3 tRNA genes are annotated in these 430 nt (G+C 45.1%); all 3 read right to left on the reverse strand.

The annotated features are described in order from the left end of the window. Positions 1–29: 29 nt before the first annotated feature. The 3 genes from H5162_RS21120 to H5162_RS21130 all read right to left on the reverse strand — a co-directional run bounded on the left by H5162_RS21120 (position 30) and on the right by H5162_RS21130 (position 399). Positions 30–105: transfer RNA gene (locus tag H5162_RS21120), tRNA-Lys, on the reverse strand. A 71-nt stretch (positions 106–176) separates the two neighbouring features. After that, positions 177–252: transfer RNA gene (locus H5162_RS21125), tRNA-Lys, on the reverse strand. A 71-nt stretch (positions 253–323) separates the two neighbouring features. Beyond that, a tRNA-Lys gene (locus H5162_RS21130) sits at positions 324–399 on the reverse strand. Positions 400–430: the final 31 nt, after the last annotated feature.

Genomic DNA, 430 nt, shown 5'->3' on the forward strand with positions numbered 1-430 from the left:
AACCACTCTACTATTCTACGAATAAAGAATGGTGGGTCATGATGGACTTGAACCATCGACCAATGGATTAAAAGTCCACTGCTCTACCAACTGAGCTAATGACCCGCTCTGATGTGCCTAAGCACACTGCGTAAATCCGCCGATTATAACCACTCTACTATTCTAAGAATAAAGAATGGTGGGTCATGATGGACTTGAACCATCGACCAATGGATTAAAAGTCCACTGCTCTACCAACTGAGCTAATGACCCGCTCTGATGTGCCTAAGCACGTTGCGTGAATCCGCCGATTATAACCACTCTACTATTCAACGAATAAAGAATGGTGGGTCATGATGGACTTGAACCATCGACCAATGGATTAAAAGTCCACTGCTCTACCAACTGAGCTAATGACCCGCTCTGATGTGCCTAAGCACGCTGCGTAGAT

It is taken from the genome of Pseudoalteromonas sp. SR41-8 (genome assembly GCF_014163915.1).
Classification (GTDB): domain Bacteria; phylum Pseudomonadota; class Gammaproteobacteria; order Enterobacterales; family Alteromonadaceae; genus Pseudoalteromonas; species Pseudoalteromonas rhizosphaerae.